The following is a 17,741-nucleotide window of genomic DNA, read 5'->3' as shown; positions in this document are numbered from 1 at the left end:
GGGGATCGACGGAGATCGTACGTGTACCCCGGCACGGCCCTCAGGAACCCGTCACCTCCAGCGCTATGCGGACGGTGGTGCCCGCGGGCCCGGTGAGGAAGACCACCTCGTCGGACAGGCGGCGCATCAGCCAGATGCCGCGCCCGCCCGGGGCGGACGCCGCCGGCAGCGACTCGCGTTTCAGCACCTCGATCGGGACGCCGTCCCCGTCGTCGGCGACCTCGCAGACCAATCTGCCGCCCGCCGGGCCGTCCTCGCGCCACAGGCGCAGCCGGCCCCGCCCGCCGCCGTGCTCGACCGCGTTGACCAGGCACTCGTTGACCGCCGACAGGAAGTCGCCCAGCCGCTCGCCGGCCAGCCCCTGTGCGCGGGCGCAGGCCAGGACCGCGTGGCGGGTGCGTACCAGGCAGCTCTCGTCGAAGTCCACCTTCAGCAGGCCCATGTCCTCACTGTCGGCGACTTCCGGCGTTCCGAACAGTGCTCAAGGTCACAACGACCGGAGATGTGGCCTTTACAATGTAGATCAGGAAGTCAGGCGGAACCGCCCGGCGAACGCCGCCAGCTCCTCCCGCCGCCCCTCGGGATCGGGCGAGGCCGGGCTGACGACGATCCGCGTCACCCCCTGCGCGGCCAGCGTCTCGACGTCCTCCTCCGTCATGTCGAGGGCTCCCCAGCGGGTGTACTCCAGGGCGCCGGGGTCCCGTCCCGCCCCGGCGGCCGTGGCCCTCGCCAGCTCCCACTGCCCGGCCCGCTCCCGCGCGTCGAGCCGCCCGCCGGGGAACCAGCCGTCGCCGCGCAGCCCGGCCCGGCGCGCGGCGGCCCGGCTGGACCCGCCGACGTGCACCGGCAGGCCCGCCCCGCCCAGCGGCTTGGGGAAGCTGCACAGGTCGTCGAAGGCGTAGAACTCCCCCTGGTGACCGACGCCCTCCTCGCCGCCCGCCCACAGCAGCCGCAGCACGTCGAGGGCCTCGTCGGCGCGCCGGCCCCGGGTGGCGAAGTCCACCCCGACCGCCCGCGCCTCGCCGGGCAGCGCGCCGACCCCGACGGTGAGCAGCCTCATCCGCCCGCCGGACAGCACGTCCACGGTGGCCAGCCGCTTGGCGAGCGGCACCGGATGGTGGTACGGGATCAGCAGCACGGCGGTGCCGAGCAGGATGCGCCGGGTCGCCCCGGCGACGAAGGCCAGGCAGTCGAGCGGATCCAGGTACGGCAGCGCCGGCGGCAGCTCGAAGGGCCCGATCCGGGCGCCCTGGTACATGACCACGTGCTCCGGCACGTACAGGGACTCGAACCCGCACTCCTCGGCGTGCCGGGCGAACGCCACGAGGTGCTCGGGGTCGGTGCCGAAATGGGCGGCGTTGTAGCTGATTCCGAATTTCACCGTCGCAGGCTAGAACCCTGACACCGGCGTCATGGCAAGCGCGAAAGTTTCACGATCGCTTGCCGCCCGTCAGGGTGACGGCTTTAATACGCCGAGACCCCGCTCCATGCCCCGTGAATTTCTTCGCCCATCGGGAAAGCGCTTACCTTACGAGGAAGGACCCGTGATGCGGTTACGAAAGGCCGCCCTCGCCCTGGCGACGGCGCTGGCGACGGCGGCGACCGGCGCCGTCGTGACGACCGGCGCCCCCGCCCAGGCCGCCCCGCCGACCAAACAGATGGAGGACCTGGACCGCGGGCTGATCAGCGTACGCTCCGGCTCCGGCAACCTCGTCTCCTGGCGGCTGCTCGGCACCGACCCCGACGGCGTCTCCTTCAACCTCTACCGCGGCTCCACCAGGATCGTCTCCGGCCTGACCGCCTCCACCAACTACCTCGACAACGGCGCCGCCGCCGACGCCTCCTACACCGTCCGGGCCGTGGTCGGCGGGGCCGAGCAGGCCGCCTCCCCCGCCTCGCTGCGCTTCACCGGCGGCGCGTACCTCGACGTGCCGATCCAGCCCCCGTCCGGCGGCACCACCCCCGACGGCGTCTCCTACACCTACAGCGCCAACGACGCGAGCGTGGGCGACGTGGACGGCGACGGCCAGTACGAGATCATCCTGAAGTGGGACCCGTCCAACGCCAAGGACAACTCCCAGTCCGGCTACACCGGCAACGTCTTCGTGGACGCCTACCGGCTCAACGGCACCCGCCTGTGGCGCGTCGACCTCGGCCGCAACATCCGCGCCGGGGCGCACTACACCCAGTTCCAGGTCTACGACTACGACGGCGACGGCCGGGCCGAGGTCGCCATGAAGACCGCCGACGGCACCAGGGACGGCGCGGGCGCCGTCATCGGCAACTCCGGCGCCGACCACCGCAACTCCAGCGGCTACGTGCTGTCCGGCCCCGAGTACCTGACCATGTTCAACGGCCTGACCGGCGCCGCCATGTCCACGGTGAACTACGACCCGCCGCGCGGCACCGTCTCCTCCTGGGGCGACAGCTACGGCAACCGGGTGGACCGGTTCCTGGCCGGGACGGCGTACCTGGACGGGGAGCGGCCGAGCCTGATCATGGCCCGCGGCTACTACACCCGCAGCGTCATCGCCGCCTGGGACTTCCGCAACGGCACGCTCACCAAGCGGTGGACGTTCGACAGCAACGCGGCCGGCTCGCAGTACGCCGGCCAGGGCAGCCACAGCCTGTCCGTCGGCGACGTGGACGCCGACGGCCGCGACGAGATCGTCTACGGCGCCATGGCCGTCAACGACAACGGCACCGGCATGTGGTCCACCCGCACCGGCCACGGCGACGCCCAGCACCTCGGCGACTTCGACCCGGCCCGCGCCGGCCTGGAGTACTTCAAGGTCAGCGAGGGCACCAGCCAGCCCGGCTCGCTCTACATCGATCCGCGTAACGGCCAGATCCTCTGGCAGACGGCGTCCGGCTCCGACAACGGGCGCGGCGTGGCCGGGGACATCTCGACCGTGCGGGTCGCCTCGGAGTTCTGGTCCGCCGCGGACGGGAACCTGCGCAGCGTCACCGGCAACACCGCCGGCCGCAAGCCGTCCTCGATCAACTTCCTCGTCTGGTGGGACGGCGACCCGGTGCGCGAGCTGCTCGACCAGACGCGGATCGACAAGTACGGCACGGACGGCGACACCCGCCTGCTGACCGCCTCCGGCGTCCACTCCAACAACGGCACCAAGGCCACGCCGTCGCTGTCGGCCGACCTGTTCGGCGACTGGCGTGAGGAGGTCGTCTGGCCCACCTCCGACAACCGGGCCCTGCGGATCTACTCCACCACGATCCCGACCGACCGCCGCCTCTACACGCTCATGCACGACCCCCTCTACCGGGTCTCGGTCGCCTGGCAGAACACCGCCTACAACCAGCCGCCGCACACGAGCTTCTTCCTCGGCGACCGCATGCCCACGCCGCCCCGCCCGGACATCTACGTCCGCTGACCTGACCGTTGTGATCCGGCCGCCCGGCGTGAGTCCTCACGTCCCGGCGGCCGGATCACGTCCGGCGGTGATCAGTTCCAGTTCTTCCACTGCTTGCTGCCGGGCCACCAGTACTTGTCCTGGTCGGCGGCCTGGCCGCTGCCGGCCTCGCTGGTGCCGGACACGGTGCTGCCGGACAGGGCGTTGCCCGGCCGGACGTTGTCGTACTGGTTGCCGTACTTGTTGTACTCGTCGTACTCGTCGTACTCGGGCGTGACCTGCTCGACCGACTTGTACGGGTCGGCCTTCTTGTAGTTGTCGTGCTTGAAGTCGTGCTTGAAGTCGTGCTTGAGTTCGCGCCTGAGGTCCTGGCGCCTGAACCGGTGGTGGCGGTTGAAGTTGTCGTTGTAGTTGTCGACGATGACGTCGACCCGCGGGAGACGCATGCGCGGGCTGCGCAGCACCGGCTTCTCCCTCGTGACGTATCTCGTCTGCGTCACGTGCTTCACCGGCTTCGGCGGGGCGCCCCCGGCCTCGACGGTGGGGACGATGGTGCTCGCGCAGGCCACACCGAGGCCCACGGGCAGGATCATGATGCTGGCGGCCGCGCCGGTCAGAGCCAGCGCCGCGAAGCGCGCGCGGCGCGGCGCCCGCGATTGCCCAGTCTTCATATTCACGTGCTCTCGTTTCCGTTCATGGTGATGTCTACCGAAAATCCGGCACTCGCACTTCGGCGTGCGCTCAGACGGAAGCAGACGTACCCATGCGGATGTTCTCTTTTATCCCTCCAAACTCAAAGGACCCATCAAAACCCCCAGAACTCACCTGTAACAGGACGCGCCCCTTCGTCTCGGTCTACTCGGTGATCTCGTTGACCAGCCGGGACCAGAACGCCGTCAGTGCGCCGCTTCTGTAGCGGGTGTGGCGGATGCGTTCATGGCCGCCGTCGGGGTCGCAGCGGTAGACGGCCACCTCGGTGTAGGGGACGCCGTCGTCGTCGAAGCCGGTGTAGAGGTGGGCCCAGTCCCCGGGCTGCGGCGTCCAGTCCGGGAACGCGAGCCGGGCGGCGTGGTCACGCAGCGCGCTCAGCCACCTGTCCTCCCCCGATGTCGCCATACTTCACCGTGCCAGGACAGGGGCAAAGGGCGGGCAAATGGTACAAACCAGACACTAGGCGCCGCGGCGGCGGGCGCGGTAGGCGGTGGCCTTGGCGCGGTTCTGGCAGGGCAGGCCACAGAAGCGCCGGGAGGCGTTCCTGGTGACGTCGAAGAAGACCAGCTCGCAGCCCTCGGCCTCGCAGGTTCGCAGCCGGACGCCCTGGCCGACGCCGATGACCATGGCGAGGGCCGTGGCGGCGTTCGCGGCCCAGGCGTCGGCGAGGGTGGCGTCCGGGGCGTGGAAGGCCAGGACCGGCGGGTCGCCGTACAGGCTGGGGACCGCGCGGTGCCGGATCAGGACCCGGTTGAGCGCGGCCACCGCGTCCGGGGCGCCGCCGAGGATCGGGCGCAGCTCCGCGGCCGTCTCGGCCAGGCGGGCGGCGTTCTCGCCGCCGAGCCGTACCGGCGCCTCCGCGCCGGGCGACGGGCTCCAGCCCGCGCGGGCGAGCGCCGCCTCCAGAGCCGGCCCGGGATCGGGCGGGGGCTCGACGTCGCGGCCGCGTACGCGGGTCACGGCCAGCTCGTTCACCAGCAGGACGGCCAGCTCCGCCCATCGTCCGACATAACTGTCTATTTGGGATTGACCAGTGATGCGCCATGCGTCTATCGTCACTGGCATAGCTTATCTAGACAGTGAGGAATTGCCATGGATGAGATGGCCCGGCTGGCCCGCCGCATGTGGCATCAGCTCGAACCCCTGCACGCCGTGCTCTACTTCTCCCCCGAGGCGTTCGCGGAGGCCGCCACCCTCGGATACGACGTGGAGTCGCGCTGGCCGAGCTACTTCGCGTACCGGACCGCCCCGCTCGGCCGCGCCGGTACGCGGCTGGCCACGGCGGCCTGCTACAGCTTCAGCCCGGCGACGGTGGCCGGGCACGTGCCCGCCGTGTGGTCGGTCGCCGCCCCGGAGCGGGTGCTGGAGGCGCGGCTGACGGCGGTCGACCGTACGTACCGCAGCCTGTTCGGCGACCTGCTCGCCGGGCCGGAGCTGCGGGAGGCCGCCGAGTTGGCCCGGCGGGCGGCCGAGAGCGCGGGCGTGGAAGGCCGGGCGCTCACCGCCGCGAACCTGGACCTGCCGTGGGCCGACGAGCCGCATCTGATGCTGTGGCAGGCGGCGACCGTGCTGCGCGAGCACCGCGGCGACGGTCACCTGGCGGCGTTGCTGGCGGCGGAGCTGGACGGGTGCGAGGCGCTGGTGTCGTTCGCGGCGATCGGGGCCGCGCCGGAGGAGTCGTTCGCCGGGCGTGGCTGGAGCGCCGCGGAGTGGGACGCGGCCCGCGAGCGGCTGGCCGCCCGCGGTCTGGTGGACGCCGGCGGCCAGGCCACCGAACGCGGGCGCGCGCTGCGCGACCAGGTCGAGCGGATGACCGACGAGCTGGCCGCCGGGCCGTGGCGGCTGCTCGGGCAGGAGCGTGCCGACCGGCTCGCCCGGCTCGGCGGGCCGCTGCTGGGCCCGGTCTTCGAGGCGGGCCTGCTGCCGATGACCAGCACGCTCGGCATCGCCACCGTCAAGGCCCCGGACTGAACGACGCCGGGCTCGGCCCCCGACGACATGGGTGAGTGACGGCTGAACGGGGGACGAACGGGGCTGAACGCGGACGGGGAGGGGCGGGATGGGCAGAGGCGCGATCGTGTTGGCGCTGGCGGCGCTGCTGGCCACGGTGCCGGCCGCCGCCGGCTGCACCGCCGCGCCCCAACCCGCTCCCTCGCGGCAACACCAGCGGAGCCCGGCCAGTCCGCAGCCCGAGCAGACCCCTTCCGCTCAGGCCCGGGGACGGGCGAGCGAGTGCTCGGCCGCGCCGGCACTCAAGGCGGGCCGCCGCACGATGACGCACGACGGCCTGCGCCGGACCTTCCTGCTGGCCGTCCCCAAGGGCAAGGGCCCGCATCCCGTCCTGCTGGACCTGCACGGGCTCGGCTCCGACGCCGCCCAGGAGAGCTTCTACAGCCGCCTGGCCGTGGAGGGCCCGCGCCGCGGCTACGTCGTGGCCACCCCGCAGGCCGCCGACGGCCGCATGGGCTGGACGCTGCCCGGCACCTCCGGCCCGGACGACGCCGGGTTCCTCGCCGCCCTGCTCGACCGGCTGGAGAGCGGCCTGTGCGTGGACCGGGGGCGGGCGTTCGCGGCCGGCATGTCGTACGGCGCCGCCATGTCCGCCGCCCTGATCTGCGCCCTGGACGGCCGCCTGGCGGGCGTCGGGGCGGTGGGCGGGCTGAGCGTCGCCCGGCCGTGCGACCGGCCCCTCCCCACGACGCTGCTCGCCTTCCACGGCACCGCCGACCGCGCGGTCCCGTACCGGGGCGGGCATCCGTTCCCCGACGCCACCGGCGCCCTGCGCGCCCTCGCCGACCTGGTGGTCCTCCCACCGGTGGAGCGGGCCGCGGACGACTGGGCGCGGGCGTTCGGCTGCTCCGGCCGGGCCACCACCCGCCCCGCCACCGGTGTACGGCTGCGGACCTGGGCGTCGTGCCCCGCGGGCGCCACCGTACGCCTCTACACCCTCGACGGCGGCGGGCACACCTGGCCGGGCTCCGTCGAGGTGCCCCGCCTCGGCGCCACAGCCCGCAACCTGGACGCCACCGCGCTCATCCTCGACGCCTTCGACCGGACCCCGGCCCGCTGATCGGCTACCCGGCGGAGCCGCCGCTCCAGCGGCTACCCTTGTCGCTCATGACTCAGGTTGGAGAGGCGACGGCCCGCGCCCTGCTGCGCCGGCTCGCCGTCGAGCAGGCCGAATGCAAAGTTCCCTCGCTGACGGCGGCGATCGTCCGCGACGGGCGGACGGCGTGGTTCGGCGGGCGCGGCCGGGTGGGCGACGGGCCGCCCACCGCCGCCACGCAGTACCGGCTCGGCTCGATCACCAAGTCGATGGTCGCGGTGGTCGTGATGCGGCTGCGCGACGAGGGCGCGCTCGAACTCAACGACCGTCTTGACGCCCACCTGCCTGACGCGCCGCACGGCCATTTCACCATCGCCCAGTTGCTCTCGCACACCTCCGGGCTGACCGCCGAGCCGCCCACCGCCTGGTGGGAGCGCACCCCTGGCGTCCCTGTCGACGACCTGTTCAAGCGCCTGGGCCCGGATGAGGCCAAGCACCGGCCCGGCCGCCGCTTCCACTACTCGAACGTCGGGTTCGCGCTGCTCGGCGAGCTGGTGGCGCGGCGGCGCGGCGGCACCTGGTGGGACGCCGTACGCCAGGAGGTGCTGACGCCGCTCGGCATGGACGGCACCACACCGCGCCCCCGGGCCCCGCACGCCACCGGCTACGCCGTGCACCCCTGGGCCGACGTCGTGCTGCCCGAGCCCGAGCACGACGCCGACGCCATGGGCCCGGCGGGGCAGCTCTGGTCCACGCCGCACGACCTGGCGCGGTGGGCGGCGTTCCTGTGCGGCGACACGGGCGGGATTCTGAGCCCCGGCACGCTGGCCGAGATGCGCGAGCCCATCGGCGTGGACGACGGCGACTCCTGGACCTCCGGGTTCGGGCTCGGCCTGCAGCTGGCCCGTTCCGGCGGGCGGCGCCTGTCCGGCCACTCCGGCTCGATGCCGGGCTTCCTCGCCACCGTGTGGGCCGACCCGGCCGAGGGCGTGGGCGTGCTGTTCATGGCCAACACCACCTCCGGGCTCAGCGGGCGGCTGCTCACGGACCTGCTCGACATCCTCGACGAGCACGAGCCGCGCCTGCCCGACGAGTGGCGTCCGGTCGCGGCCGACCCCGCCCTGCTGGCCCTGACGGGGGTGTGGCACTGGGGGCCGAAGCCGTACGCGCTGCGGCTGCTGCCCGAGCGCGGCCTGGCGCTGGAGCCGCTGAACGGGGGCGGGCGCGCGTCGCGGTTCGTGCCGCAGGACGACGGGACGTGGCTGGGGCTCGACGGCTACTACGCGGGCGAGACGTTGCGCGTCTCACCTGACCACCTCGACCTCAACACGTTCATCTTCACGCGGGAGCCGTACGACCCGGCCGCGCCGGTCCCGGGCGGCGTCGCCGACTGGCACGCCTGACCGCTCCCCCGGCGTCCGGGCTGCGCGGCGGTGGCAGCATGGTCGTGTGCGCGTGGGGATTCTGGGGCCGATCGAGGTCGAGTCGGCCGCCGTCGGCGGCGCCCGGCTGCGCCTGCTGGTCGCCCGGCTGGCGCTGGCGGCCGGGCGGGCCGTCACGGCGGAGGAGCTGGCCGGGTGCCTGTGGCCGGACGACCCGCCCGCCGACCCGGGCAACGCGCTGCAGTCGCTGGTCTCCCGCCTGCGGCGGGCGCTCCCCAGGGCCGGGGCGCTGGTGTCGGTGCCCGGCGGCTACCGGCTGGACGCCGGGACCGACGCGGAGGCGTTCGACCGGCTCACCGCCGAGGCCCGCCGTCAGGCCGATCCGGCCGTACGTGAGCGGCTGCTGACCGAGGCGCTGGCGCTGTGGCGGGGTCCGGCCCTGGGCGAGCTGGCCGCGCTGCCGTTCGCGGCCGGCCACGCCTTACGGCTGGAGGAGGCGCGGCTGGCGGCCGTCGAGGACCGCGCGGAGGCGCGCCTGGCCCTGCCCGTCACCCCCGAAGCCGATGTCGTGGGTGAGCTGGCGGAGCTGGCCGGTCGCCACCCCCTGCGGGAGCGGCTGCACGCCCTGCGGGTCCGGGCCCTGCACGCCGCCGGGCGGCGGGCGGAGGCGCTGGCCGCGTACGAGGAGTGCCGCCGCGCCCTGTCCGCCGAGCTCGGGACCGTCCCGGGGCCCGAGCTGCGCGAGGCCCATCTGGAGGTGCTGCGGGCCGAGCCGCCCCGCCCCCGGCGGACGAACCTGCGGGCCCCGCTGACCAGCTTCGTCGGCCGCGACGCGGAGCTCGCGCGGGTCCGCGACCAGCTCCGCGCCGGCCGGCTGGTCACGCTGGTCGGGCCCGGCGGCGCGGGCAAGACCCGGCTGGCGACCACGGCAGCCGCCGCTCTGGCGGCCGAGCACACCGCGACGTGGCTGGTGGAGCTGGCCGCCGTCACCGACCCGGCTGACGTGCCGCGGGCCGTACTGTCGGTGCTGTCCGTGCTCGGCGACCAGGCGAGCCGCCATCCCGGCCTGAGCGGGACGGTCGAGTCCCTGGCCGAGGCGCTGTCGCCGGGCCGCGTCCTGCTGGTGCTGGACAACTGCGAGCACGTGGTCGAGGCCGCCGCCCGCCTGGCCGAGGAGCTGCTCGGCCGCTGCCCCCGCCTCCGGGTGCTGGCCACCAGCCGCGAGCCGCTGGGCATCCTGGGCGAGACCCTCAGTCCCGTGCCGCCGCTGCCGCCCGAGCCCGCCGTGCGGCTGCTCGCCGACCGCGCCGCGGCCATCGACCCCGCCCTCGTCCTCGACGCGGACGTCGCCGCCGAGATCTGCCGACGGCTGGACGGGCTGCCGCTCGCCATCGAGCTGGCCGCGGCCCGGCTGCGTGCCCTGACCCCGCGCGAGCTCGCCGACCGGCTCGGTGACCGGTTCCTGCTGCTGACCGGCGGCAGCCGTACCGCGCTGCCGCGTCACCGGACGCTGCGGGCCGTCGTCGCCTGGAGCTGGGACCTGCTCGACGACGACGAGCGGGTCCTCGCCGAACGGCTCGCCGTCTTCGCGGGCGGCTTCGACCTGGCCGCCGCCGAAGGCGCCGGCGGCACCCTCGACGTGCTCGCCGCCCTGGTCGACAAGTCCCTCGTCCAGGCCGCCGGGCACGGCCGCTACCGCATGCTGGAGACGATCAGGGAGTACGGGCTGGAACGGCTGGCCGACGCCGGTCTCCTGGCCGAGGCCCGCGACCGCCACGCCGCCCACTACCGCGACTTGGCCGAGCGGGCCGAGCCGCACCTGCGCGGCCCCGACCAGCTCGCCTGGATCGCGCGGCTGCTGGCCGACCACGACAACATCCTGACCGCGCTGCACCACGCGGCCGACACCGGCGACGCCGACACGGCGCTGCGGCTGGCGGCGGCGATGGGCACGTTCTGGGTCATCCGCGGCTTCAACCCCGATTCGGTCGGCTGGCTCGAACGCGCGCTCGCCCTGCCCGGCCCCGCCCCGCGGCAGGCCCGCCTCATCGTCTCCGCCGTCTGCCTGATCAACGGCGCGCTGGCCGGTGGGCACATCCGGGCGGAGCCCGCGCTGCGCGAGCTGCGCCGTACCGCCGAGGAGGTGGGGCCGGAGCCGGAGCATCCGGTGCTGGCGATGCTGCAGCCGGCGCTGGCGCTGTTCACCGACGACTCGGCGTCCGGCATGGAGGTGATCGGGCGGCGGCTGTCCCACCCGGACCCCTGGACACGCGGCATGCTGTACGTCGCGCGGGCCGCGCTGAAGGAGAACGACGGCGACCTGGCCGGCTCGCGGGAGGACCTGCTGTCGGCGTGCGCGCACCTGCGGGTGGCCGGCGAGCGGTGGGGCCTGTCGATGGCGCTGACCTCGCTGGCGGAGGCGCACGCGGTGTTCGGCGAGTTCGACGCGGCGCTGGCGGCCATGGCGGAGGCCATGACGCTGCTGCGGGAGCTCGATCCGGAGGCGGGCCTGCTGCACCAGCAGGGCTGGCGGGCGCAGATTCGGGTCAGGCAGGGCGACGTCGAGCGGGCCCGCGCGGAGTTCCGCGCGATGCTGGAGCCGGACGGCGCCGAACCGTCGGAGCACGATCTCGCCTTCGCCCACCTGGGGCTGGGTGACCTGGCCCGGATGGAGGGCGAGTGGGGGGCCGCGGGGCGGTCGTACGAGCAGGCGGCGGCGCTGCTGGAGGAGTCCGCCTCGGTCGCGCCGCAACTGCGGGCACTGGTCCTGATCGGGCAGGTCCATCTGGCGGTGGCGCGCGGCGCGCTGGAGGAGGCGGCCGGGCGCGTGGCCGAGGCGGTCGAGCTGACGTTGCTGGTGCGGGACATGCCGGTGCTGGCGAGGGCCGCGGTCGCGATCGCCGAGCTGCGGGAGGCGCAGGGCGCGCCGGAGCGGGCGGCGACGCTGACCGGCGCGGCCGAACGGCTCCGGGGCGCGCCCGACGCGGCGCTTCCCGACGTGGCCCGCCTGACGTCCCGGCTGCGCGCCCGGCTGGGCGCGGCGCGCTACGCCGCCGCGCACGCCCGTGGCCGGGCCCTGCCTCCCGCCGAGGCCGTGTCGCTGGTCCGCGCGGCGACGGCGGACACACGCAACGGCAACCGAACCGGCCCGTGAGGCGCGACGGGCCGGCGGACACGCTTCGTCAGGCGCGGCGGCGGTAGGCGGCGACGGCGAGCGGGGCGAGGACCGCCAGCATCACCACGCCCGACACCAGCGTCCACACCACGCCGGTGGCGACGGGCCCGCCCAGCATGAGCCCGCGCGCGGCCTCCATGGCGTGGTTGACCGGGTTGACCGAGACCCAGGCCCGCAGCCATCCCGGCAGCGTGTCCTTGGGGGTGACCATGCTGGTGCCGAACGTCAGCGGGAACAGCACGATGAACGCCGTCCCCTGCACCCCGCCCGGCTCCCGCATCAGCATCCCGACCAGCACGAACGCCCAGCTCACGCAGAACGCCAGGAACACCGCGAGCAGGCATGCCGCCAGCACGGGCACGATCCCCGTGTGCGCGCGGAAGCCCAGCGCGTAGCCGAAGCCGAGCAGCACCGCCTCCGCGAGCACGTACCGGATGAGGTCGCCCAGCACCGAGCCGACGAGCGGCGCGGAGCGGCCGATCGGCAGGCTGCGGAACCGGTCGAAGACCCCCTTCTTGATGTCGGTGTTGAGGTTGACGCCGGTCGCCATCCCGGCGAACAGCACGGTCTGCACCATGATCGCCGGGAGCAGGAACTGCAGGTACTCGCCGGTCGAGCCGGCGACCGCGCCGCCGAGCAGGAACACGTAGACGACGACGAACACGACCGGCTGCAGGGTGACGTCGATCAGCTGCTCGGGCGTGCGCAGGGTCTTGCGGATGCTCCGCCCGGCCAGGGCGAGGCTGTGCCGGGCGAGCCGGAACGGGCGCCGCACCTCCTCGCCGGGGGCGACGGCACGTGAAGGGGCCGCGGTCCCGGTGGTGGTCATGCGGCGCTCTCCTGTCCGGTGCGGTGGCCGGTGAGGGTGAAGAAGACCTCGTCCAGGCTGGGGAGGCGGAGCGACAGCTCGGTGACGGCGAGTCCGGCCGCGTCCAGGCGGCGGACGATCTCGGTGAACGCGGCGGCGTCGTCCACCGGCACGGTCGTCACGTCGCGGCCGGCCGGCTCGGCGGGACGGCCGGCGACCCCCGCGGCGATGGCCGCCGCCTCGGCCAGGCGGGCCGGATCGGCGGGGCGCACCAGCACGGTCTGGCCGCCGACGACGCGCTTGAGCTCGGCGGCGGTGCCGTGCGCGATGACCCGGCCGTGGTCGACGACCGAGATGGCGTCGGCCAGGGCGTCGGCCTCCTCCAGGTACTGGGTGGTGAGCAGGACGGTGACGCCGTCGGCGACGAGGCGGCGGACGATCGCCCACACGTCCTCGCGCTTGGCCGGGTCGAGGCCGGTGGTCGGCTCGTCCAGGAAGATCACCTCGGGCCGGCCGACGAGGCTCGCGGCCAGGTCGAGGCGGCGCCGCATGCCTCCCGAGTAGGTCGCGGCGCGCCGGTCGGCGGCCTCGGCCAATCCGAAGTCCGCCAGCAGGCGGGCGGCGCGCGCCTTGGCCTCGCCGGAGCGCAGGTCGAGCAGGCGGCCGATGAGGACGAGGTTCTCCGTGCCGGTCAGGTCCTCGTCGACGGAGGCGTACTGGCCGGTCAGGCCGATGAGGCGGCGGACGCGGGCAGGGTGGCGCACGACGTCCACGCCGGCGACGGCCGCGCGGCCCGCGTCGGGGCGCAGGAGCGTGGCCAGGACGCGTACGGCGGTGGTCTTGCCGGCGCCGTTGGGGCCGAGGACACCGAGGACGGTGCCGGGCGGGGCGGACAAGGAGATGCCGTTCAGGGCGGTGGTCTCGCCGAAGCGCTTGACCAGGCCCTCGGCTTCGAAGGCGTACATGGGGCCCATCGTGGGGGGCGACCCTGCCGTTTCCCGCACATAACGCTGTCAGCCCCCGCCACGGCCTGACAGCCGGGTCAGCCGGTGAGCGCGCGGGCCAGGTCGGCGGCCGGGCCCGGGGGCAGCGTGCCGTGCAGGAGCTCGACGCGGTGGACGAGGCGCGGCGCGGACACCGGCACCCCCACCGCGCCCGCCACCGCACCGTTCAGGACGGAGGCCGGCAGGACGGAGGCGGGCAGCAGGGTCAGGCCGTGCCCGGCGGCCACGAGGGCGATCAGTGTGCGCACGTCGTCGCCCCGATGCTCCAGGGCCACCGGGAAGCCGTCGCCGACGAGGGCGCGCAGCCGGGACAGCGGGCAGAGCGGCGTCCGCAGCCAGCGCGCGTCCACCAGGTCGGCCAGCCGCAGCGCCGCCCGCCCGGCCAGGGGATGGCCGGCGGGCAGGGCCACGACCACGTCCTCCTCGCCGACGCCCGCGGTCGTCATCGGCCCGGCGTCGGGCGGCCGCAGCGGGTCGCTGGGCGCGGCGAGGCCGTCGACCAGCCCGAGGTCCGCCTCCCCCTCGGCCACCAGCGCGGCGACCCGCTCGCGCCCGCACGTCACCACGGTCACCTCCAGCCGGGGCCGCGCGGCGCGGGCCCGCGCCAGCCGGTCGGCGACAGCGGCGGTGAAGCCGAGCGGGGTGACGGCCAGGCCGATCCGGTCGCGGGGCGCGGCGGCGGTCCGCAGCACGTCGGCGCGGGCCGCGCGCAGCCGCAGCAGCAGCGGCTCGGCGTGCTCCAGCAGCCGCCGCCCGGCCGGGGTCGGCTCCACGGGACGCCGGCTCAGCAGCGGCAGGCCGAGGTCGGCCTCCAACGCGGCGATCTGCTGGGAGATCGCCGACTGTGTGTAGCCCAGCTCGGTCGCGGCGGCCGAGAAGGAGCCGCACCGGGCCACGGTCACGAACGTCGTCAGCAGATGAGGATCCATCAGCACCCCTTATAGCAGGGGCAGGGCTCATCGCCGGCGCTTCACCCGGCGGCGGTGGCCTTGAGCAGATCCCGCAGCAGGACGAAGTCGACGTTCTCCGGCTTGCGGAACCGCAGGCAGCCCTTGCCCATGTCCTGGCCGGCCAGCCGCTCCTCGAACGCCTCGCGGACGTCGCCGCGCATGAGGTAGAAGGAGATGTACTGCTTCTGGCTGGCGAACGCGATCTCGCAGGTGCCGTCCCGCCCGTACGCCGGCATCCCGTACGCCATGACCTCGTCGAAGCCCACCAGCTCCTCCCGGCAGAGCTGCCGCAGCCTGGTCAGCACCTCCCTGCGTTCCGCGGGGACCTCGGTCAGGTAGCCGTCGACGTCGCCGGCCTTGCTCTGCGCCATTCCGCCAGGCTATTCCATCAGCAACCCTTATGGCAGGTGCAGGAATCATCGTTGGCGCTTCACCGGTAAGGGCCGTCACGATGGGTGGCATGAGAATCGCCCTCGTCGGGGACCGCTCCCCCAGCGTCCGCTCGCACACCCGCGTCCCCTGGGTCATGGAGGCGCTGCGCGAGCACGACGGCATCGCCCTCGACCCCTACTGGATCCCCACCACGGACGTCGCCGCCGGACTGGACGGCTTCGACGGCGTCTGGCTGCTGCCCGGCAGCCCGTACCGGGACGAGGCGGGCGCGGTCGAGGCCGTGCGCGTGGCCAGGGAGGGCGGCCTGCCGTTCCTCGGCACCTGCGCGGGCTTCCAGCATATGCTCCTCGAGTACGCCCGCCACGTGTGCGGCCTCGACGTGGCGCACGCCGAGAACGACTCGGCCGGCCGCGACTTCCTGCTCACGCCGCTGGCCTGCTCGCTGGCCGGTCACGAGAGTCTGGTCCGGCTCACGCCCGGCACCCTCGCCGCCCGGATCGTGGCCGCGCCCGAGACGCTGGAGTCGTACGTCTGCTCGTACGGGCTCAACGAGTCCTACCGGGACGCCCTGTCCGCGGGCGGGCTGGTCTTCTCCGGCCACGCCGCCGACGACGGCACCGCCCGCGTCGCCGAGCTGCCCGGCCATCCGTTCTTCCTGGCCACGCTGTTCCAGCCGGAGCTGGCCGAGCGGGACGGCCGGCCGCATCCGGTGATCTCCGCGTTCGCCGCCGCCGTGGCCCGCCACGGCGCGGCCTCACGGGTCTGAGTCAGGGCTTCTCCCAGACCGAGACGTGCCGGGTGCTCTCGCCGGTGAACGGCTCGCGCGTCCAGCCCTCCCAGCGCTCGCGCAGCCGCATCCCGGCGAGGCGGGCCATGAGGTCGAGCTCGGCCGGCCAGACGTACCGGAACGGGATCGAGCGGAACCGGCCCCTGCCCCCTGCCACCTCGACGTAGTTGGAGCTCATGGCCTGGGTGGCCACGTCGTAGACGTCGTAGGCCCACGAGCCGTCGCCGGTGTGGAACGGCACGGCCGTCTGGCCGGGCGGCAGCCGCCGCAGGTCGGGGACGCCGACCTCGACGACGAAGCAGCCGCCGGGCTCCAGGTGGGCGGCGGCGTTGCGGAAGCAGTCGACCTGGGCGTCCTGGGTGGTCAGGTTCATGATCGTGTTGAAGACGAGGTAGGCGACCGTGAACGTCCCCGGCACCTTCGTGGTGGCGAAGTCGCCGATCGTCACCTCGACGTCCGCGCCGCCCGGCTTGGCGCGCAGCCGCTCGACCATCGCCCGCGACAGGTCGACGCCGTGGACCGGCACGCCGCGGCGGGCGAGCGGCAGCGCGAGCCGGCCGGTGCCGACGCCGAGCTCCAGGGCGCGGCCCTCGCCGGCCAGCTCGGCCAGCAGGTCCACGGCCGGTTCGACCGCGTCAGGGGCGAACATGGCGGCCGAGGACTCGTCGTAGGCGGCGGCGACGCTCTCGCCGAAGAAGCCGTCGTCCGGATCATCCACGTCCGGGACGTTACCCGCGCCGCCCGGCGCGCTGCCACCGCTTTTCCGCGCGGGCCGTCAGCCCGGCCGCCTGATGCTCTCGATGATCCTGGCGAAGCCCTCCTTCCCGTGGCCGGCGTCGATCTGGCGCTGCACGAGCCGCTGGACCATGGCGACGACCTCGGTGCTGATGCCCGCGTCGGCGCTGGCGGCCACGAGGTGCGCGAGGTCGGAGAACTCCAGGCTCTGCTGTCCCGGCACGGTGTAGTCGCCGCCGTCGATCACCGCGGCGAACCCTTCGAAGCCGCCGGTCATGGCGGTCAGCCACGGGGCGGCCATGGCGGCGAACTCCCTCGCGGTCACGCCGGCCGGGGCGACCATGGCGGCGCCGTGCACGAACCCGGCGAACATGACGTACATGCCGGACAGGAGTGCGAGGTCGTACAGGGAGGCGAGGCCGGCGTCCGCGCCGAAGTAGGTGCTGCTCCCCCACAGGTCGAGCAGGTGCTTGTGCTCGTGGAAGGCGTCCGCCGACCCGCTGTAGAGGACCGACGACCCCGGCCGGCCGATCATCGGCGGCACGGCCATGATGCCGCCGTCCAGGTACGCCGCCCCCACGCGTTCCGCCCAGGCGGCCATCTCCCGCGTCTGGGCCGGTGTCGTGGTGGTGACGTTGACCAGGGTCCGGCCGGCCAGGTCGCCCGCGAGCGGTTCGAGCACCTCGCGGACCGAGGCGTCGTCCAGCAGGCAGACGATCACCAGCCGGCCGGCCCGGACCGCGTCACCGGCGGTGCCGGCGGCCCGCGCGCCCTGCTCGACCAGGCGGTCCGCCTTGCCCGGCGACCGGTTCCACACCGTCACCGGATGCCCGGCCGCCACCAGGGCGGCCGCGAGCGCGCCGCCCATCTCCCCGAGACCGAGAACGCTTACCTGAATGTCATCGTGTTTCGTCATGGCCCCAATCCTGGCCACTACCGGTAGGATTGACCAGTACGGACTAATTAGTCAGGTACTCACCTGAAAGTAAGTACTCCTGAGGAGAGAGCGGATGACGGCATCGGCACGACGGGGTCCCTACTTCTGCGGCATCGACGCGGCGATGGACGTCGTCGCCGGCAAGTGGAAGTCGCTGATCCTCTGGGAGCTGCACCACCACGGCACCCGCCGGTTCGCCGAGCTGCGCCGCGGCCTGCCCGGCGTCAGCGAGAAGATGCTGGTCCAGCATCTGCGCGAGATGGAGGAGGACGGGCTGGTGCATCGCGAGGTCTACCGCGAGGTGCCGCCGAAGGTCGAGTACTCCCTGACCGAGCACGGCGTCTCGCTCAACGCGGCGCTCGCCCCCCTGGGTGCCTGGGGCATCGAACGCATGGGGCGGATCGGCGCGGAGAAGGTCTCCGTGGTCAGCTGAGCCCCGAGG

18 protein-coding genes are annotated in these 17,741 nt (G+C 74.1%); 7 read left to right on the top strand and 11 right to left on the bottom strand.

What is annotated here, in order from left to right:
- Window positions 1-40: 40 nt before the first annotated feature.
- Both SMD20_RS07895 and SMD20_RS07890 read right to left on the bottom strand, forming a co-directional pair.
- Complete coding sequence (locus SMD20_RS07895) at window positions 41-442, bottom strand: ATP-binding protein (RefSeq protein ID WP_329576966.1); 402 nt, start codon at window positions 440-442, stop codon at window positions 41-43.
- Window positions 443-523: 81 nt separating this feature from the next.
- Entirely contained in the window at window positions 524-1,381 is an 858-nt protein-coding gene (locus tag SMD20_RS07890; RefSeq protein WP_329576963.1) for a TIGR03619 family F420-dependent LLM class oxidoreductase, read from the bottom strand.
- A 166-nt stretch (window positions 1,382-1,547) separates the two neighbouring features.
- Between SMD20_RS07890 and SMD20_RS07885 the strand changes: the two genes are divergently transcribed.
- Window positions 1,548-3,392, top strand: coding sequence for a rhamnogalacturonan lyase (locus SMD20_RS07885; RefSeq protein ID WP_329592470.1), 1,845 nt, complete (start codon window positions 1,548-1,550; stop codon window positions 3,390-3,392).
- Window positions 3,393-3,463: 71 nt separating this feature from the next.
- Here SMD20_RS07885 and SMD20_RS07880 read toward each other — a convergent pair whose 3' ends face one another.
- From SMD20_RS07880 to SMD20_RS07870, 3 genes are all read right to left on the bottom strand, one after another.
- On the bottom strand, window positions 3,464-4,042 hold the full coding sequence (locus SMD20_RS07880; RefSeq protein ID WP_329576960.1) for a hypothetical protein: 579 nt from the start codon (window positions 4,040-4,042) through the stop codon (window positions 3,464-3,466).
- A gap of 184 nt (window positions 4,043-4,226) precedes the next feature.
- Window positions 4,227-4,487, bottom strand: coding sequence for a hypothetical protein (locus SMD20_RS07875; RefSeq protein WP_329576957.1), 261 nt, complete (start codon window positions 4,485-4,487; stop codon window positions 4,227-4,229).
- Between the two features lie 54 nt (window positions 4,488-4,541).
- Window positions 4,542-5,141: a CGNR zinc finger domain-containing protein gene (locus tag SMD20_RS07870; RefSeq protein ID WP_329576954.1), complete on the bottom strand. Its 600-nt coding sequence runs from the start codon at window positions 5,139-5,141 to the stop codon at window positions 4,542-4,544.
- Between the two features lie 33 nt (window positions 5,142-5,174).
- On the opposite strand from SMD20_RS07870, the gene SMD20_RS07865 reads away from it, so the two are divergent.
- From SMD20_RS07865 to SMD20_RS07850, 4 genes are all read left to right on the top strand, one after another.
- Window positions 5,175-6,053, top strand: a complete 879-nt coding sequence (locus SMD20_RS07865) for an SCO6745 family protein (RefSeq protein WP_329576951.1) — start codon at window positions 5,175-5,177, stop codon at window positions 6,051-6,053.
- Window positions 6,054-6,141: 88 nt separating this feature from the next.
- Window positions 6,142-7,152, top strand: a complete 1,011-nt coding sequence (locus tag SMD20_RS07860) for an alpha/beta hydrolase family esterase (protein WP_329576948.1) — start codon at window positions 6,142-6,144, stop codon at window positions 7,150-7,152.
- A gap of 47 nt (window positions 7,153-7,199) precedes the next feature.
- On the top strand, window positions 7,200-8,531 hold the full coding sequence (locus SMD20_RS07855) for a serine hydrolase domain-containing protein (RefSeq protein WP_329576945.1): 1,332 nt from the start codon (window positions 7,200-7,202) through the stop codon (window positions 8,529-8,531).
- A gap of 46 nt (window positions 8,532-8,577) precedes the next feature.
- Window positions 8,578-11,664, top strand: a complete 3,087-nt coding sequence (locus tag SMD20_RS07850) for a BTAD domain-containing putative transcriptional regulator (protein ID WP_329576942.1) — start codon at window positions 8,578-8,580, stop codon at window positions 11,662-11,664.
- A 28-nt stretch (window positions 11,665-11,692) separates the two neighbouring features.
- On the opposite strand, the gene SMD20_RS07845 is transcribed toward SMD20_RS07850, so the two are convergent.
- The 4 genes from SMD20_RS07845 to SMD20_RS07830 all read right to left on the bottom strand — a co-directional run bounded on the left by SMD20_RS07845 (window position 11,693) and on the right by SMD20_RS07830 (window position 14,818).
- The gene (locus SMD20_RS07845) at window positions 11,693-12,514 is read right to left on the bottom strand and encodes an ABC transporter permease (RefSeq protein WP_329576941.1); all 822 of its coding nucleotides are present in this window, start codon (window positions 12,512-12,514) and stop codon (window positions 11,693-11,695) included.
- Window positions 12,511-13,458, bottom strand: coding sequence for an ATP-binding cassette domain-containing protein (locus tag SMD20_RS07840; protein WP_329576938.1), 948 nt, complete (start codon window positions 13,456-13,458; stop codon window positions 12,511-12,513). Before SMD20_RS07840 ends, SMD20_RS07845 begins: the two co-directional genes overlap by 4 nt.
- Before the next feature lie 77 nt (window positions 13,459-13,535).
- A complete protein-coding gene (locus SMD20_RS07835) occupies window positions 13,536-14,426 on the bottom strand; it encodes a LysR family transcriptional regulator (protein ID WP_329576935.1) in 891 nt (296 codons plus the stop codon).
- 41 nt (window positions 14,427-14,467) lie between these two features.
- Window positions 14,468-14,818 carry an iron chaperone gene (locus tag SMD20_RS07830; RefSeq protein ID WP_329576934.1) on the bottom strand — a complete coding sequence of 117 codons (351 nt, stop codon included), beginning with the start codon at window positions 14,816-14,818 and terminating at the stop codon, window positions 14,468-14,470.
- An 89-nt stretch (window positions 14,819-14,907) separates the two neighbouring features.
- Here SMD20_RS07830 and SMD20_RS07825 point away from each other — a divergent pair, with 89 nt between their 5' ends.
- Window positions 14,908-15,606 (top strand): CTP synthase C-terminal region-related (seleno)protein, encoded by a 699-nt coding sequence (locus SMD20_RS07825; RefSeq protein ID WP_329576931.1) that lies wholly within the window; start codon window positions 14,908-14,910, stop codon window positions 15,604-15,606.
- Window position 15,607: 1 nt separating this feature from the next.
- Here the strand turns inward: SMD20_RS07825 and SMD20_RS07820 are convergent, their stop codons facing one another.
- Both SMD20_RS07820 and SMD20_RS07815 read right to left on the bottom strand, forming a co-directional pair.
- Window positions 15,608-16,276, bottom strand: a complete 669-nt coding sequence (locus SMD20_RS07820) for a class I SAM-dependent DNA methyltransferase (protein WP_329592468.1) — start codon at window positions 16,274-16,276, stop codon at window positions 15,608-15,610.
- 126 nt (window positions 16,277-16,402) lie between these two features.
- Window positions 16,403-17,278, bottom strand: coding sequence for an NAD(P)-dependent oxidoreductase (locus SMD20_RS07815; RefSeq protein ID WP_329576928.1), 876 nt, complete (start codon window positions 17,276-17,278; stop codon window positions 16,403-16,405).
- Between the two features lie 94 nt (window positions 17,279-17,372).
- Between SMD20_RS07815 and SMD20_RS07810 the strand changes: the two genes are divergently transcribed.
- Window positions 17,373-17,732: a winged helix-turn-helix transcriptional regulator gene (locus SMD20_RS07810; RefSeq protein ID WP_329576926.1), complete on the top strand. Its 360-nt coding sequence runs from the start codon at window positions 17,373-17,375 to the stop codon at window positions 17,730-17,732.
- The last annotated feature ends 9 nt before the right edge of the window (window positions 17,733-17,741 follow it).

It is taken from the genome of Nonomuraea sp. LP-02, assembly GCF_036289125.1.
Lineage (GTDB): Bacteria > Actinomycetota > Actinomycetes > Streptosporangiales > Streptosporangiaceae > Nonomuraea > Nonomuraea bangladeshensis.
This window is presented reverse-complemented; position numbering and strand designations above follow the sequence as displayed.

Excerpts from the sequence above, each read along its gene's own strand:
- SMD20_RS07895 (WP_329576966.1), bottom strand. The coding sequence starts at position 442 with ATGGGCCTGCTGAAGGTGGACTTCGACGAGAGCTGCCTGGTACGCACC.
- SMD20_RS07885 (WP_329592470.1), top strand. The coding sequence starts at position 1,548 with ATGCGGTTACGAAAGGCCGCCCTCGCCCTGGCGACGGCGCTGGCGACG.
- SMD20_RS07880 (WP_329576960.1), bottom strand. The coding sequence starts at position 4,042 with ATGAAGACTGGGCAATCGCGGGCGCCGCGCCGCGCGCGCTTCGCGGCG.
- SMD20_RS07875 (WP_329576957.1), bottom strand. The coding sequence starts at position 4,487 with ATGGCGACATCGGGGGAGGACAGGTGGCTGAGCGCGCTGCGTGACCAC.
- SMD20_RS07865 (WP_329576951.1), top strand. The coding sequence starts at position 5,175 with ATGGATGAGATGGCCCGGCTGGCCCGCCGCATGTGGCATCAGCTCGAA.
- SMD20_RS07860 (WP_329576948.1), top strand. The coding sequence starts at position 6,142 with ATGGGCAGAGGCGCGATCGTGTTGGCGCTGGCGGCGCTGCTGGCCACG.
- SMD20_RS07855 (WP_329576945.1), top strand. The coding sequence starts at position 7,200 with ATGACTCAGGTTGGAGAGGCGACGGCCCGCGCCCTGCTGCGCCGGCTC.
- SMD20_RS07845 (WP_329576941.1), bottom strand. The coding sequence starts at position 12,514 with ATGACCACCACCGGGACCGCGGCCCCTTCACGTGCCGTCGCCCCCGGC.
- SMD20_RS07840 (WP_329576938.1), bottom strand. The coding sequence starts at position 13,458 with ATGTACGCCTTCGAAGCCGAGGGCCTGGTCAAGCGCTTCGGCGAGACC.
- SMD20_RS07835 (WP_329576935.1), bottom strand. The coding sequence starts at position 14,426 with ATGGATCCTCATCTGCTGACGACGTTCGTGACCGTGGCCCGGTGCGGC.
- SMD20_RS07830 (WP_329576934.1), bottom strand. The coding sequence starts at position 14,818 with ATGGCGCAGAGCAAGGCCGGCGACGTCGACGGCTACCTGACCGAGGTC.
- SMD20_RS07825 (WP_329576931.1), top strand. The coding sequence starts at position 14,908 with ATGAGAATCGCCCTCGTCGGGGACCGCTCCCCCAGCGTCCGCTCGCAC.
- SMD20_RS07820 (WP_329592468.1), bottom strand. The coding sequence starts at position 16,276 with ATGTTCGCCCCTGACGCGGTCGAACCGGCCGTGGACCTGCTGGCCGAG.
- SMD20_RS07815 (WP_329576928.1), bottom strand. The coding sequence starts at position 17,278 with ATGACGAAACACGATGACATTCAGGTAAGCGTTCTCGGTCTCGGGGAG.
- SMD20_RS07810 (WP_329576926.1), top strand. The coding sequence starts at position 17,373 with ATGACGGCATCGGCACGACGGGGTCCCTACTTCTGCGGCATCGACGCG.